The 13,791-nt window shown below is 70.0% G+C and carries 13 protein-coding genes, 1 tRNA gene and 1 pseudogene; 5 read left to right on the top strand and 10 right to left on the bottom strand.

Annotated features, from left to right (window positions below; genetic code table 11):
- Positions 1-39: 39 nt before the first annotated feature.
- Genes OG272_RS18265 through OG272_RS18255 form a run of 3 tightly spaced genes read right to left on the bottom strand, consistent with a single transcriptional unit; the run spans position 40 to position 3,349 of the window.
- Positions 40-957, bottom strand: coding sequence for a carbohydrate ABC transporter permease (locus OG272_RS18265; protein WP_327729572.1), 918 nt, complete (start codon positions 955-957; stop codon positions 40-42).
- A gap of 10 nt (positions 958-967) precedes the next feature.
- Entirely contained in the window at positions 968-1,978 is a 1,011-nt protein-coding gene (locus OG272_RS18260; RefSeq protein WP_327729573.1) for a sugar ABC transporter permease, read from the bottom strand.
- Between the two features lie 6 nt (positions 1,979-1,984).
- Positions 1,985-3,349, bottom strand: a complete 1,365-nt coding sequence (locus OG272_RS18255; RefSeq protein WP_327729574.1) for an extracellular solute-binding protein — start codon at positions 3,347-3,349, stop codon at positions 1,985-1,987.
- Positions 3,350-3,934: 585 nt separating this feature from the next.
- Here OG272_RS18255 and OG272_RS18250 point away from each other — a divergent pair.
- Positions 3,935-4,990: a LacI family DNA-binding transcriptional regulator gene (locus OG272_RS18250; protein WP_326585813.1), complete on the top strand. Its 1,056-nt coding sequence runs from the start codon at positions 3,935-3,937 to the stop codon at positions 4,988-4,990.
- A gap of 58 nt (positions 4,991-5,048) precedes the next feature.
- Here OG272_RS18250 and OG272_RS18245 read toward each other — a convergent pair.
- Positions 5,049-5,369: pseudogene (locus OG272_RS18245) on the bottom strand (metallophosphoesterase); the annotation flags it as partial.
- Between the two features lie 137 nt (positions 5,370-5,506).
- Positions 5,507-5,779, bottom strand: coding sequence for a GntR family transcriptional regulator (locus OG272_RS18240; RefSeq protein ID WP_327729575.1), 273 nt, complete (start codon positions 5,777-5,779; stop codon positions 5,507-5,509).
- 264 nt (positions 5,780-6,043) lie between these two features.
- Between OG272_RS18240 and OG272_RS18235 the strand changes: the two genes are divergently transcribed.
- Both OG272_RS18235 and OG272_RS18230 read left to right on the top strand, forming a co-directional pair.
- A complete protein-coding gene (locus tag OG272_RS18235; RefSeq protein WP_327729576.1) occupies positions 6,044-6,280 on the top strand; it encodes a hypothetical protein in 237 nt (78 codons plus the stop codon).
- A gap of 328 nt (positions 6,281-6,608) precedes the next feature.
- Positions 6,609-7,466, top strand: a complete 858-nt coding sequence (locus OG272_RS18230; RefSeq protein ID WP_327729577.1) for a serine/threonine protein kinase — start codon at positions 6,609-6,611, stop codon at positions 7,464-7,466.
- A gap of 31 nt (positions 7,467-7,497) precedes the next feature.
- Here OG272_RS18230 and OG272_RS18225 read toward each other — a convergent pair whose 3' ends face one another.
- The gene (locus tag OG272_RS18225) at positions 7,498-9,276 is read right to left on the bottom strand and encodes a tetratricopeptide repeat-containing protein (protein WP_326582590.1); all 1,779 of its coding nucleotides are present in this window, start codon (positions 9,274-9,276) and stop codon (positions 7,498-7,500) included.
- 115 nt (positions 9,277-9,391) lie between these two features.
- Here OG272_RS18225 and OG272_RS18220 point away from each other — a divergent pair, with 115 nt between their 5' ends.
- Complete coding sequence (locus OG272_RS18220; RefSeq protein ID WP_326582591.1) at positions 9,392-9,652, top strand: hypothetical protein; 261 nt, start codon at positions 9,392-9,394, stop codon at positions 9,650-9,652.
- Between the two features lie 51 nt (positions 9,653-9,703).
- On the opposite strand, the gene OG272_RS18215 is transcribed toward OG272_RS18220, so the two are convergent.
- From OG272_RS18215 to OG272_RS18200, 4 genes are all read right to left on the bottom strand, one after another.
- Positions 9,704-9,776: transfer RNA gene (locus OG272_RS18215), tRNA-His, on the bottom strand.
- Between the two features lie 127 nt (positions 9,777-9,903).
- The gene (gene orn, locus OG272_RS18210; protein ID WP_326582593.1) at positions 9,904-10,506 is read right to left on the bottom strand and encodes an oligoribonuclease; all 603 of its coding nucleotides are present in this window, start codon (positions 10,504-10,506) and stop codon (positions 9,904-9,906) included.
- A 92-nt stretch (positions 10,507-10,598) separates the two neighbouring features.
- Positions 10,599-11,825, bottom strand: a complete 1,227-nt coding sequence (locus OG272_RS18205) for a helix-turn-helix domain-containing protein (protein WP_326582594.1) — start codon at positions 11,823-11,825, stop codon at positions 10,599-10,601.
- Between the two features lie 378 nt (positions 11,826-12,203).
- Positions 12,204-12,563 (bottom strand): hypothetical protein, encoded by a 360-nt coding sequence (locus tag OG272_RS18200; RefSeq protein WP_405894052.1) that lies wholly within the window; start codon positions 12,561-12,563, stop codon positions 12,204-12,206.
- Positions 12,564-12,995: 432 nt separating this feature from the next.
- Here OG272_RS18200 and OG272_RS18195 point away from each other — a divergent pair, with 432 nt between their 5' ends.
- Positions 12,996-13,526, top strand: coding sequence for a universal stress protein (locus tag OG272_RS18195; protein ID WP_326582595.1), 531 nt, complete (start codon positions 12,996-12,998; stop codon positions 13,524-13,526).
- Positions 13,527-13,791: the final 265 nt, after the last annotated feature.

Below are 13,791 nucleotides of genomic sequence, written 5' to 3'. Positions count from 1 at the left end.
GACCCCCGGTGAGAAGACGTACGGGAGCGAACCCGGGCCTCAGCCCTTCACCGCGCCCTGCATGATGCCCCCCACGATCTGCTTGCCGAAGATCGCGAAGACCAGCAGCAGCGGAAGCGTGCTGAGCAGCGCGCCCGCCATGATCAGGGCCTGGTCGGGGGTGTAGCCGCGGCCCAGACCGGCCACCGCGACCTGCACGGTCGGGTTGCCCAGCTGGGTCAGGACGAGGAACGGCCACAGGAAGTCGTTCCAGGTCTGGACGAACATCAGCATGCCCAGGACGGCCATCGCGGGCCGCGCGGCCGGGAACACCACGTGCCAGATCACCCGCCAGCTGCTCGCGCCGTCGACGCGGGCCGCCTCGATGATCTCGTCGGGCAGCGCCTGGATCAGGTACTGCCGCATGAAGAACACGCCGAACGCGCTGACCAGCGAGGGCAGGATCACCGCCTGGAGCTGGTCGGTCCAGTCGAGCTTGGCGACCATCATGTACAGCGGGATCACCTGGAGCTGCGGCGGCACCATCATCGTGCCGATCACGATCAGCATCAGGGCGCCCCGGCCCCTGAAGCGCAGCTTGGCGAAGGCGAAGCCGGCGATCGTGGACAGGAAGACGATGGTCAGCGAGGAAACGCCCGCCACGATCGTCGTGTTGAGGAACGCCTCGCCCAGATTGGCGTCGCTCCAGGCCACTTCGAGCTTGTCGAAGAGGTTCGCGCCGAACCAGAACGGCGGCGGGGTCTCCGCCAGCCGCGCGTTGTCACGCGATGCCGCGACCGCTGTCCAGAACAGCGGGAACAGCGAGACGAGGGTGAACACGGCGAGGATGACGTAAGCGATGGGCCCGGCGTGGTGCTGCCCGCCCGCGCGCGCCGCCTTCAGTCCGCGCTTGCGCTTCCCGTTCTTCGGCGGCTCGGGTACCGCGTCGGCCGGGGGTTTGGTGAGTGTCGTCGTCACGGCCGGTCTCCTAACTACTGGCGCGCAGCCGGCGCGAGATGACGTAGTTGATGATTCCGACCACGATGAGGATCAGGAACATCGTCCAGGCGATGGCGGAGGCACGGCCCAGGTGCTGGTTCACCCAGCCCTGCTCGTACATGTACAGGCCGAGCGTCTGGAACTGGTGCTGGGGTCCGCCGGAGGCGCCCTTGTTGGCGTCGAACATCAGCGGCTCGGCGAAGAGCTGCGAGGCGCCGATGGTCGACACGACGATGGTGAACAGGATCGTCGGGCGCAGCGACGGCAGCGTCACATGGAGGAACTGCTTCCAGCGGCTGGCGCCGTCGAGGGCCGCCGACTCGTACAGGTCCTGCGGGATCGCCTGCATCGCGGCCAGGTAGATCAACGCGTTGTAGCCGGTCCAGCGCCAGACGACGATGGACGAGACGGCGAACTGCGCGTACCACTTGTCGTTCTGCCAGTCGATGTTGTCGACGCCGAACAGACCCAGGAACCAGTTGATCATGCCGTAGTCACGGCCGAAGAGCAGCACGAAGACGAGGGACGCCGCGACGATCGACGTGGCGTACGGCGCGAGCATCACGACCCGGTAGAAGGTCGAGGCGCGCAGCTTGTAGTTGAGGAGGTGCGCGATGCCCAGCGCCATCATCAACTGCGGGACGGTCGAGATGATCCCGATGGTGAAGGTGTTCTTCGCCGCGTTCCAGTAGAACTCGTCGTCGAAGATCCGGGTGTAGTTGCGCAGCCCCGCCCACTCCATGTCGGTGGGCGCGGTCAGCTCCACCGTGTGCAGCGAGGCCCACGCCGTGTAGATCAGCGGGAACATGCCGAACGCGACGAAGAGCAGGAAGAACGGCGAGACGAAGGCGTACGGGCTCCAGCGCACGTCGCGCTGCCAGCGGCGGGACAGCCGGGCCCGCTTCCTGATCGTCTCAGGGGACTCGACGGGCGGACGGGCCGGGGCCGCGCCCCCCTCCTTGACGGGGGGCGCGGCGGCGGTGTCGTGCCGGGTGGCCATGACCGGTCACTTCTCCAGGTTGTTGTCGATGGTCTTGACCGCGTTCTCCCAGGCCTCCTTGGGCGACTTGCCCTGGGTCACGAGGATGACGCCGTTGTCGGTCAGGCCCTGCTGGATGATCTGGTCCTTCGGGCCGACCACCTGCACCGGGAGCTCCGCGGCCAGCGGCGCGTAGATCTGGCCGATCGGGGCGTCACCGGTCATCTTGTTCTTCGCGTCCTTCACCTCCGGCAGGTCGTACGCGGCCTGCGCGGTCGGGAAGCTGCCGCGCTTGGCGAAGAGCTTCGCCTGCTGCTCGGGCGCGGTCAGCCAGGCGGCCAGCTTCGCGGCCTCCTCGGCGTTCTTGCCCGACTTCGGCACGGCGAGGAAGGATCCGCCCCAGTTGGCGGCCTTCGGGGGCGCGGCCACGTCCCACTTGCCGGCGCTCTCCGGCTTCGACTTGCTCTCGATGTAGCCGAGCATCCACGGCGGGCAGGCCATCGCGGCGAACTTGCTGTTGGAGATCGTCGTCTCCCAGGCCGGCTGGAACTGCGTCTGGTTGCCGACCAGACCGTCCTCGGCCGCCTCGGCCGTCAGGTCGAACGCCTTCTTGACGGCCGGGTTCGTCTTGTAGATGACCTTGCCGGAGGCGTCGTAGAACCGCTCGTTCTCACTGCCGATGATGGCGTTGAACAGGCCGCCGGGCGAGTCCATGAAGGTGGTGCCCTTGGGGGCCTTCGCCTTGTAGTCCTTGCCGGCCTCGACGAGCTTCGCCCAGTCGCCCGTCCACAGCTTGCCGACCTCCTCGCGGTCGGTGGGCAGGCCGGCCGCCTCGAACAGGTCCTTGCGGTAGCAGATGGCCATCGGACCGACGTCGGTGCCGAGCCCGATCGTCGAGCCGTCCTTCGAGGTCCCCTGCTGCCACTTCCAGGGCAGGTAGTCGCTCTCCTTGCCGTACTTCGACAGGTCGACGAACTTGTCGGAGTAGTTGTTCACCACCTCGGCTATGTTGCCGACCTCGATGCCCTGGATGTCCTGCAGACCGCTGTTGGTCGTGAGGTGGTTGACCAGCGGCGGGTAGTAGTTCTCGTTCCGCTCGATCACCGTCTGGTCGATGTCGATCTTCGGGTTCAGCTTCTCGTACTCGGCGTAGAGGCCGGCCTCCTCGAAGCCGAAGCTTCCGAAGAGTCCCAGGGTGATCTTGGTCTTGCCACCGCCGCCGCCGTCCGACGACGAACCGTCCTCGTCCTTGCCGTCGTCGGCACAGCCGGCCAGCAGCCCGGCGCCCAGCGCCGCGACGGCCGCTATGGCCACCGTCCTGCGCGTCCTGCGGGCGATACGGGTGCCCCCACCCGACCGGAGCCGGGAGTGCGGGAGGGTACGTGCTCGCATTGCGTCCTCCTGATGCCCTGACGTGCCGACCCCCCGGCCAACTGCGTTGTTGGGCCCAATTGTTCATGCTGCGGCTCGGGCGGGGAACGTGCGGGATGTGTAAGTGCCAGGTACTGTGGGAGCGCTCCCACGAGTGATGTGTTGAAGAGTCGTCGGTTCGTGCGGGGGTGTCAAGGGAGCGAGCGCGGAGAGATGTCTTCGGTTATCGGGCTGTTAACAAACCCCGGGATCGGCGGCCGGGCATGCCCGGAAATCGCCGACGTGGGGCGGGTGGGGCTTCAGAGGTCGTCGGAGATCGGCGGGAAGGGGCCGGGTTCGAGGCGTCGGCGGCGGCGGGGTCCGGGCCGTACCGGTGCCGCCGGGCCCGGCCTCCCGGTCGCCGACACCGTTGGACTCGTGTAACCGGTCGTGTGCGACCGGGGGTGCCGGTCGTGCCGGGCGGGACGCCGTCGCCGGTGGCGGGCCCGGTCCGCCGACGTCGTCCCGGGGCGGCGCCGAAACCCGAATGACCACTTCCTGGACGTCGTACGAGGATCAGGACTGTTAGATTCCACGCCAGCGCGGTGTGAACGGGAGGCGACCATGGTGACAGGCCACGGAGCACGGGGCCGGAGCGGTGGGCGGCCGACGTTGGAAGAGGTCGCCGCTCGGGCCGGTGTGGGCCGGGGGACGGTGTCCCGGGTGATCAACGGCTCGCCCCGGGTCAGTGACGCGACCCGCGCGGCGGTCGAGGCGGCGGTCGCGGAGCTCGGCTACGTCCCGAACACGGCGGCCCGCGCGCTCGCGGCGAACCGTACGGACGCGATCGCGATGGTCGTGCCCGAGCCGGAGACCCGCTTCTTCGCGGAGCCCTACTTCTCCGACATCCTCAAGGGCGTGGGGGCCCAGCTGTCCGACACGGAGATGCAGCTCCTGCTGATCTTCGCGGGCAGCGACCGGGAGCGCCGCCGCCTGGCCCAGTACCTGGCCGCGCACCGCGTCGACGGCGTCCTCCTGGTCTCGGTCCACGCGGACGACCCGCTCCCCGATTTGCTGTCACAACTGGAAATCCCGGCGGTCATCAGCGGCCCCCGTTCAGAGCTGGAAACCCTCCCCTCCGTCGACTCCGACAACTACGGCGGCGGCCGCTCGGCGGTGGAGCACCTGCTCGAACGAGGCCGCACCCGGATCGCCACCATCACCGGCCGCCTGGACGTCTACGGCGCCCAGCGCCGCGTCGTCGGCTACCGCGAGGCCCTGGAGGACGCCGGCCGCGAGGTCGACGAGCGTCTGATCGTCCCCGGCGACTTCACGGAGGAGGGCGGCCGACGGGCCATGGCGGAGCTGCTGTCCCGCTGCCCCGACCTCGACGCGGTCTTCGCCGAGTCCGACGTGATGGCCGCCGGCGCCCGCCAGGTCCTCCGCGAGGCCGGCCGCCGCATACCTGACGACGTGGCCCTCGTCGGCTACGACGACTCGGCGATCGCCCGCCACATGGATCCCCCGATGACGAGCGTCCGCCAGCCCATAGTGGAAATGGGCCGCGCCATGATCGACCTCCTCCTCGACGAGATCGCGGACCGCCGCCCGGCGGTGTCCCGGGGGCTGGAGCGACGCCAGGTGATGCTGCCCACGGAACTGGTGGCGCGGGCTTCTTCCTGAGGGGGCGGCTGCTGCTCCCCGGGGCCGCACGTGCGTGCGCTGGGAAAGTGGCGGCGGGTCATGGCCTGTGGTCGCGTCCGTCGCGTCCGTCGCGTCCGTCGCGTCCGTCGCGTCCGTCGCGTGGGGCGAAGGCTGCGAGGGCGTCGGCGTCGGTCGCGCGTGCGTGCAGGAAGTAGTCGGCCCATTCGGTGATGTCGGGGTAGGACGATTCCTGGCTGAGCTGGGTGGCCGCGGCTTGGACGTCGAAGTGCGTGGTGCGGAGTTCGACGCCTGGGCCCAGGAGGGCCCAGTGTGCTCCGGCTCGTCCGTAGGGCATGCCGACGCTGCCGGGGTTGATCACGAGTCGGCCGTGGGCGATGCGGACGAACGGCATGTGAGTTCAGCGAGCACTGCCTCCAGGGCCGGCAGGACTCCGTGAATATCGGACAGGACGGCTACTCGGTTAGGCATGGTCACCACAGTGGGGTGAAGACAGCCGAGTGGTGTGATCTTTCGCCCCGCGCGTAGCGCCGAGTTTCAGTCGGTGGAGTCGCTGTCTCCGGTTGCGCCCGGGTTCGTCTGCTCCATGACGAACGACCCCTTCCCGCGCACAGTGACGATGAGGCCGCGCTGACTCAGGAGCTGAAGAGCGGATCGTGCGGTCGGGCGCGAGACGCTGAACTCGTCGCAGATGGCCGCCTCGGACGGGACCCGGCGGCGGGGAGGGTACGTGCCGTCCGCGATGCGCGCGCTGAGTATGACGGCGATCTGTTCGTACAGCGGCTCAGGTCCTTCAAGGTCGACAGTCATATATCGACCCTATTTGACCTGCGACGATGCCTATCGATACGTGAAGCCATGTGACATCACCTGACAACACCTTACAAGTGGCGTAATCTCTCGACATGGAAAGACCCCGGCGAGGTTGTGCGACCTCCCGGGGCATGGCCACCAGCTTCGAAGGAGCTGACGACAGTGAGCATTATCCACGCGTTCCTGCGATGGGCCCTGGGCGTTGTCGCCCCCGGCACCGGCAGGCGACGGGCCGTTTCCCGGCCTGCCGGATCACTTACGGTGCCTCGACCGCACGCGTTGCCCACGGCCCCGCGACGACTCCTGGCCCAGCGGTCCCCGTACGGGCTTCACGGCCCGCTCGACGGCGGCGCCACCGCCATGGTCCGCCCGTACGTCGTCGAGTCCGAGCGGGAGCAGGCCCGGCAGTCTCGGCGGAGGGTCGCCCTGGTGGTGCTCGCGGCGGACTTCGGTGTCGATCTCGATGATCACGTGATCGGCGCGAAGGCGGTGGCGTGATGAGCACCTGCGAACCTCCCCGCCGTCCCGGCCCGCTGCCGGTGAGCGTCGGCGACGTTGTTCGGGACGCGGGGACCGGACGGATCGGCAGGGTGATGGGGTTCGTCGGTCCGTACGTGCAACTGCGGCCAGTCGGTGGCGGGCAGGAGTGGGACGCCCGACAGGAACGGCTCAAGCCGGTGACTCGGTCCGAAGCCCTGAGTGAAGGCGTTGCCAGGAGCAACGCGCGGTCGAGAGGGGAGAGGTTGTAGCGGCGGGCCCGACGTCCGGGCACGTGTGGCAGCACGCCCCGCCGCGGCTGGGGCGTGCTGCTGGCAGCCTGGCCTCCATGGAGAACCTTGGTGCAGGGCAAAGCCCGGACCACCACCCGCTGTTGGGCCTGGAGCGGATCGACGGCCCGGTGGCGGAGTGTCTGGCCCGGATCGGTGAGGTCTTCCGGGTGTTCGAGAAGCAGGACTCGGGGTGTGTGGCGTACGGGGTGCGGTTGCCCGACCGTGCTGAGCGGTGGTTCGTGAAGACGGCCGTCGAAGCGGTGGGGCGGCGGTCGTTGGAGCGGGCGTGGGACTTTCACCGGGCCGTGCGGCACCCGGTGATCGTCCCGCAGGTGCACCGGATCGCGTTACGGGCCGGGGCGGCGGCCGTGGTCATGCCCTGGCGGGACGGTGAGGTGCTGTACGACCCCGCCGAGCGCGGCCGGCGCGACCGTACGACCCCGGGCAGCCCGATGGCCCGCTTCCGGGCCCTGCCCGTCGCTCGGGTCGAGGCGGCCATCGACCGCGTACTCGACGCTCATCTCGCCGTGGAGGCCGCTGGGCACGTCGCCGTGGATCTCTACGACGGAGCCCTGCTGTACGACTTCACGGCGCACCAGACGCACTTGGTCGACCTCGACGAGTACCGGCCCGGCCCCTTCGTGCTGGACGCCGAGCGGCTGCCGGGCTCCACCCGTCTCATGGCCCCGGAGGAGTTCGAACGCGGCGCCGTCATCGATATCCGTACGACCGTGTACGTCCTCGGCCGCATCGCCCGCCTCCTCCTCGACGCGGGTGACGAGGAGCGCGCCTGGCGTGGCACGGCGGCCCAACTGGCCGTACTGGAGCGGGCCACGCGCCCCGACCCGGCCGAACGCTTCGCGCGCGTACAGGGGTTCGCGGAGGCCTGGCGGGGCGCGGCGCCCGCTTCCTGATCCCGCGATGCGTGGGCCGGTGGGCCTGCCGTCAGTCCTGGTCCCGCCGGGGCAGATGCCGCAGGCACTCGGCGACCGCCGCGCTCACGGCGTTCACCGTGGCCGGAGCGAGCAGTTGGGGGCAGTTCAGGAAGTCCTGGAGGGGCGCCACCACGGACGACAGTACCGACTCCATCTCGTGCGGCCGTACCAGGCCGACCGCCTTCCGTAGCTCCGCGAGACCCTCCTCCTCGCGGCCTGTCAGCAGCAGGGTGTCCGCGAGGTCGAAGACGGGCCATGGGTCGGTCCCCACCGCGTCCTCCGCGGCGAAGCGCGCCAAGTGCTCCAGGCGGCGGAAGCGGCCGAAGACGGGGGTGGGGTCGGTGCCGCGGACTCCGTGGAGCAGCAGTTCCACCCGGGCCTCGTTGAGCCGCGGATAGGTGTCGTTGCCGCTCAGCTCGCTGGCCCGGCGGTAGCTGCTGAGGGCCCTCTCCAACTCCGTGGTGTCGAACCGCTCGGGAAGGTCCCGGCGGGCCAGACGCCGGTGCAGGCCGCCGAGAGTGGCCCACGTCTCCGCGTCGGAGTCGTCGAGTTCGACCGCGCGGGCGAAGGCGTCCGCGGCCGACTGGAGCGCCCCGCGCTTGCTGCGCGTGGTGCCCAGCTCACGCCAGCTCGGGGCGTGGTCGGTCCGCAGCCGGACACAGATCCGCAGTGCGGCCTCCGCCTCGGCGTGGCGGTTCTCACGGCGGAGCGCCACACCCAGCTCGAAGTGCCCGCGCAGGCTCGACGGGTTGCGGTCCACGGCGTCGTGCAGCAACTCGATGGCGCGGGTCGGGTCGTCGCCGCCCAGGGCGAGCGCGGCGTCGATGAGGTCCTCGCCCTGCTGTGAGCGCAGGCCCGCGATCTCCGTGGCCAGCCCCTCGTACTGGGAGCGCGGCACGGTGACGTAGTCGGAGCCCTCGCGCACCGGGCTGTCCACGTGTTCCGGCCGACGCAGTCCCCCGACGACGGCCTGAGTGATCTGCCGCTGGGCCTCCTTGAGCTCGTCCGGCATGGGGCCGTAGCTGATCACCCGGCTCGCCGAGGCGTTGAACAGGACCTCGCGGACGTCCTGGGCGATCAGTACGGTCACCGCGTCGCGCAGCGCCCAGCGGACGCCGAGTTCGAGGTAGACATTGGGATTGGCGCCGCTCAGGTCGGCTATGTAGACGTCGGCGTCCACGGCCTCCCGGAACATCGAGAGGTGGATCGTCCCCATGGACGTCTTCTCCTTCTCGATGACCAGTTGTGTCTCGCACTCCATCGCCTCGCCGACAAGGGCGGCCACGGGATCCAGAAGCTCGCGCCGGATCTCCGGGATGTTCGTCCAGCGGGCCTCGTCGCCCATCGAGGTGCCGGGCATCGCCACGAAGATACGGACCGTTCGCGGCGGCTCGTCGAACGCGGACGCGTCGGCCGGTCGATCGGGCGCGGGTGGTCGCGCCACCTCTGACGGTCGCTCCCCCTCGGCTGAGGCGGTGGTCTGCCTGGTCGAGCTCTGAAGGAGTTGAAGGGCGCTCCAGCGATCACGCCAGAACTCGAGCCGAGGGTCACGCGGCGCAACCGGTTCGTGTCCTCTGTCGGTGAAGCCCAGCAACGTCTGCACGAGCGCGAGCAGCAGGTCGAGTCGCGGCAGGCGCTTGCCGTTGAGTACCTCGCTGACGGTCGACGGCGGGAGCGGGCGCTCTGCGGGGGCATGCCGTTCGATCTCGCGCAGAGCGGGGTTCCCGTGCCGGATCTGAAGGGTCTTCAAGTCCGCGGCCAACTCCGCGAGCCCCTGCTGCACGTCCACGCCGTCCCCTCTCCGACACCCGTGCCCACCATCCGGCGCAGGAGAGCCCCCGGCCGTCCGAGGACGTTCGGGGACGTCCGGTCACGTCCGGGATGCTGCGGGACCGTTCGACGGCATGAGCATTCCCACTCGGCCCGGCTTCACTGGCGGCATGACCGATAAATCACATGCCACGAAGCGTTCGACCGAGCAGGGAGCGCGTGCGACGGCTCGTGGGGCGCTCGCGGAACGCGCACTCGATTTCATCGCCCTGGTGGGCTTGCTCACGGTGGTCACGGCGGTGTTCCTCTTGGCCGGGCCCGAAGCGTTCGCCGCTGTCACTTCTGTCGGCACGGGCCTGTTCGCGGCTTGGCGCGGCCATCGGCGGCAGACCTGACGAACCGAATCGGCCCCGGTCCGCTTTCGCGGACCGGGGCCGATTCACCAGGGTGAGTGACGGGACTCGAACCCGCGGCATCCTGGACCACAACCAGGTGCTCTACCAGCTGAGCTACACCCACCATGACCGGCGGTTCATCCGAAGGTTTCACCGACCGGCCGAGAAAAAGTGTACAGGGTCTTCAGGGGTGCCCGCGCACGCGTTTCGGTGGGGGGCTTTCGGGGCCCGGCCGGGGCCCCGGTGACGGGCTACAGCGCGGGCAGGACGTGCTTCGCGGCGATGGCGCGGGCCGTCTCCGAGTCGGGGCCGGGCTGCGGGACGAAGATCGCCTCGCGGTAGTAGCGGAGCTCGGCGATGGATTCGCGGATGTCGGCGAGGGCCCGGTGGTTGCCGTTCTTCTCCGGGCTGTTGAAGTACGCCCGCGGGTACCAGCGGCGGGCCAGCTCCTTGACCGAGGAGACGTCCACGATGCGGTAGTGGAGGTAGCTCTCCAGCGCCGGCATGTCACGGAGGAGGAAGCCTCGGTCCGTGCCCACCGAGTTGCCGCAGAGGGGGGCCTTGCGCGGTTCCTTCACGTGCTCTCGTACGTACGCCAGGACCTGCGCCTCGGCGTCGGCGAGCGTCGTGCCGCCGGCCAGGGCGTCGAGCAGGCCGGACGCGGTGTGCATCTCGCGCACCACCTCCAGCATCGTCTCCAGCGTCGAGTCCGGCGGGCGGACGACGATGTCGACCCCCTCGCCGAGCACGTTCAGCTCGGAGTCGGTGACGAGGGCGGCCACTTCGATGAGCGCGTCGTCGGACAGCGAGAGGCCGGTCATCTCGCAGTCGATCCACACCATGCGATCGTTCATGTGTCTCACCTTACGGCCCGTGACAGCCGTACGGCCCGGCCCTGCACCGGGATGATCAGGTGCAGGACCGGGCCGCTACGAGCCGTGGAGTGCTACGGCGCGCTGCGCTGGCCCGGCAGACGGCCCGTCGCGTACAGCTCCGGCTTGGCGCCCTCCGTGGAGAGGGACGCCGACGGCGCCAGGGCGCTCGCCGCGGCCGTGCGGCGGGCCTGGAGCGGCACCGGGGCGTGCTCCGGCGACATCGGGGACGGCCCCGGGACGCCGTGCGGGCCGTCGTGGTGGTCGCCGGGCTTGTCGCCCTGCGGACGCCGGGCCCGGTACGCCGCCCGGTACGCCGCCGGGGACGAGCCCAGCTGCCGCCGGAAGTGCCCGCGCAGCGCCACCGGCGAACGGAAGCCGCAACGCCCCGCGACCTCGTCCACCGAGTAGTCCGACGTCTCCAGCAGACGCTGCGCCTGCAGCACGCGCTGGGTGATCAGCCACTGCAGGGGAGCGCTCCCGGTGAGCGAACGGAACCGGCGGTCGAACGTACGACGGCTCATGTACGCCCGCGCCGCGAGTGTCTCCACGTCGAACTGCTCGTGGAGGTGCTCCAGCGCCCAGGCGACGACCTCGGCGAGCGGGTCGGCGCCGATCTCCTCTGGTAAAGACCGATCGAGATAGCGCTCCTGGCCGCCCGATCGACGGGGTGGGACGACGAGTCGACGGGCCAGTGCGCCGGCCGCCTCGTTCCCGTGGTCGGTCCGCACGATGTGCAGACACAGATCGATCCCGGCCGCGGTGCCGGCCGAGGTCAGTACGTCGCCGTCGTCCACGAAGAGCTCACGTGGATCGACGTGGACGGACGGATAGCGCTTGGCCAGCGTCGGCGCGTACATCCAGTGTGTCGTCGCGGGCCTGCCGTCCAGCAGGCCGGCGGCGGCCAGCACGAAGGCGCCGGTGCACAGCCCGACGATGCGGGCACCCTCTTCGTGCGCTCGGCGCAGAGCGTCGAGCGCCTCCTCCGGCGGCGGTGAGGTGATCGAACGCCATGCGGGCACGACCACCGTGCCCGCCCGCGAGATCGCCTCAAGGCCGTTCGGTGCGGTGAGTTCCAGGCCCCCTGTGGTCCGCAGCGGGCCGTCCTCGCCCGCGCACACCAGTAGGCGGTACCGCGGTACGCCGGCGTCCTGGCGGTCGATCCCGAACACCGACAGCGGTATGGAACTCTCGAAGATGGGACCGCCGCTGAACAGCAGCACCGCGACGATCTCCTTGCGGCGTCGCCCGGACAGCTTCCGGGCCGCGGCTTCCGGCGCGGCGGTGGAGTCGTGGCTCATACTGCTAAGCCCCCCTCGGTGGTCGCGGCTCCTCGGTTGTGTCGCTCCTGCACGTTTCCCCTTGGTCCTGCACGAGTCCCCCGCCGTAAGACAGTCATGATCGAATCTACTGTGTCGCGCGGTGCCGGCGTGACCAGTTCGCCACCCGGCACATTGTCGACATGGCAACTTGGCGTGAAGCATTCGATCACGAAGCGTTGCACTCGTGGGCCGTGCAGGGAAGTGCGCCTCGTCCCCGTGGCCGGTCCACGTAGGGTGCGCGTGGCCCTTGGACCCCTTTCAGTGCAGGTCGAACGGGGGGTGGAGGGGTGTTCGACCAAGGGACGTGCAGGTAACCGAAGTTGGCTGAAAAGATACGGGGGTGTGCGCGGAAACCGGTCAGTCGACCGGCGTACTCGGGCCGGAGTTCCGTCCGCCCCTGTGCGCCCCTGAGGCGGAGCGTCCACGCCGGCCGCGCCCGGGGGTGCGATCTTCGGCCATCGAACGGGCGGCCGCCGCGCGGGCCGCGCCGCGTTCGGACTGGCGCAGGAGGACGCGGCAGACGCCGGTGACCGCCGCGAGGCCGAGGGCCGCGCCCGTCGCGCCGGCGAGTGAGGTGCCGTACCAGACGAGCACGACCGGGACGAGGACGCAGCTGAACGCCGCCCAGCGGACCACGTCCGTGGCGGTGTCGGTGGGGTGAGGGGGGATCTCGTCGGCCTCGGGGACGGGCTGGGGCGCGGTGCGGGGTACGGACACGGCGGGCTCCCTCCTTGGCTCCCTGGGGTGCGGCTTACCGGGGTTCAACGCGTGTTCGAGCTGTCGGTCACTGGCGCTGCCTGATCGGGTTGCCGTGGGGTGGGTTTCGCTCACCGGAGTCACGGCGGACGGACGCGCGGCCATGAGCGCGCCCAGCGGCACGGCTGCCCGCTGGGGCGACGCGCACACCTGTGCCGCCGTGTCCGTGTTCCTGTGGAAACCGGCTGTACGTGGCAGCAACCATTGCGTTACGGGCCGGTGCTCGTGCATGCTCCCTGGAACCCCGCGCAGCCGGTGCGGGATCTGGGCGGAGGAGGCGTGCGGTCGTACCCTTGGGGGTATGGGGTCGGGAAGACGATTCCCGGACACGGCTCCGCCGCACACTGACGTCCCATCCACGTCCCACACGAGGATCCAAACGCCGAGACACCCATGGCCGGTCACGAATTCTTCGACTCCGCGGACCGCAAGCGGCGGCCCGTCGCCGATCACACGGCGGCCGAGCCCCTTGCGGCGGAAGAGGCACGCCCGTCCTGCGATCCCGCCTTCAAGCACGGCGTCGTCGTCGGCTTCGACGGTTCGACGTCCAGTGAGCGCGCCCTCGCGTACGCCGTCGGTATGGCCCGCCGCTCCGGCTCGGGCCTGATCATCGTGCACGTCGCCAATCGACTGCCCACGACCGTGTGGGCCGGCTGCGAGCCACCCGTCTTCGTCGACGTTCCCGATCACCGCACCGAGGTCCTCGGGCTGGAGCTCGCCTGCGCCGACTATCTGGCCGAAGTGCCCTGGATCCTCGTCGAGCGCGGCGGCGACATCTGCCACGAACTCGAAGAGGTGGGGCGGGAGTACGAGGCCGACGCGATCGTCGTCGGGTCCACGCACGGGATCGTGGGGCGGATCTTCGGGTCCGTCGCCGGGCGGCTCGCCAAGCGGGCGCAGCGGCCGGTCATCGTCATTCCGTGACGTTCCGCGTCGCTTCCGGAAACGCGTAAGTCTACTGGCGCGTACAGGTGTTTGTGCCCTTGTGAAGGGCATAACCCGCGTGATGCCGGACGGAGTGGTGTGACGGCCACGGGTAGTTGGCAGCGGCGTCGGGGCGTTGGGCGGCCCCGGCGCGTCATGAACGGACCCCCCGTGATGGGTGGCATCACGGGGGGTCCGTCCTCTTGTTCGGCCGCTGCGGCCGGGTGGGGGCTGGTCGCGCCCACCCGCGCGCAGCCGCGTTCCC

Origin of the sequence: Streptomyces sp. NBC_00104 (genome assembly GCF_045160825.1) — a bacterium.
GTDB lineage: Bacteria > Actinomycetota > Actinomycetes > Streptomycetales > Streptomycetaceae > Streptomyces.
Note: the sequence above shows the minus strand (reverse complement) of the source record. Positions and strands in the feature narration are given on the sequence as shown.

Coding starts and splice junctions, on each gene's coding strand:
- OG272_RS18260 (WP_327729573.1), bottom strand. CDS start 1,978: ATGGCCACCCGGCACGACACCGCCGCCGCGCCCCCCGTCAAGGAGGGG.
- OG272_RS18255 (WP_327729574.1), bottom strand. CDS start 3,349: ATGCGAGCACGTACCCTCCCGCACTCCCGGCTCCGGTCGGGTGGGGGC.
- OG272_RS18240 (WP_327729575.1), bottom strand. CDS start 5,779: ATGACTGTCGACCTTGAAGGACCTGAGCCGCTGTACGAACAGATCGCC.
- OG272_RS18230 (WP_327729577.1), top strand. CDS start 6,609: ATGGAGAACCTTGGTGCAGGGCAAAGCCCGGACCACCACCCGCTGTTG.
- OG272_RS18220 (WP_326582591.1), top strand. CDS start 9,392: ATGAGCATTCCCACTCGGCCCGGCTTCACTGGCGGCATGACCGATAAA.
- orn (WP_326582593.1), bottom strand. CDS start 10,506: ATGAACGATCGCATGGTGTGGATCGACTGCGAGATGACCGGCCTCTCG.
- OG272_RS18205 (WP_326582594.1), bottom strand. CDS start 11,825: ATGAGCCACGACTCCACCGCCGCGCCGGAAGCCGCGGCCCGGAAGCTG.
- OG272_RS18195 (WP_326582595.1), top strand. CDS start 12,996: ATGGCCGGTCACGAATTCTTCGACTCCGCGGACCGCAAGCGGCGGCCC.